Origin of the sequence: Faecalibacterium sp. DFI.5.82 (assembly GCF_029076575.1) — a bacterium.
Classification (GTDB): Bacteria; Bacillota; Clostridia; order Oscillospirales; family Ruminococcaceae; genus Faecalibacterium; species Faecalibacterium duncaniae.
This window is the reverse complement of record NZ_JARFIS010000823.1, coordinates 1-298: the sequence shown is the minus strand read 5'-3', so window position 1 is coordinate 298 and position 298 is coordinate 1. Positions and strand designations below refer to the sequence as shown.

Sequence of the window (298 nt, the reverse complement as noted above, 5' to 3'; positions counted from 1 at the left end):
CCAACGGCTCCCCCTTTGGGGGAGCTGGCAAAGCCTATTGGCTTTGACTGAGAGGGTGAGGCCGTTAATCTTTCAAAATATCCTGCATCGCCCGGAGGATGCTCTGCAGCAGCTCCAGCGGCTTTTCCTCATTTTGCAGGGTGACGGAGAGGTAGGGCTTTGCGCCGGCCCCGGTGACAACGCGGCCGTTGAAGGCCACCAGCAGGCCCTGGATCATCCGGAGTTCCAGCTGCTCTACCTGCAGCACCAGAGTGTCCTTCTTCTGGGTCACCTCGTACACGCCCACAGCGATGGCCTG

The 298-nt window shown here is 60.4% G+C and carries 1 pseudogene; it reads right to left on the bottom strand.

Annotated features, from left to right (window positions below):
* Nucleotides 1–64: 64 nt before the first annotated feature.
* A pseudogene (locus tag P0G09_RS19070) lies at nt 65–298 on the bottom strand (hypothetical protein); the annotation flags it as partial.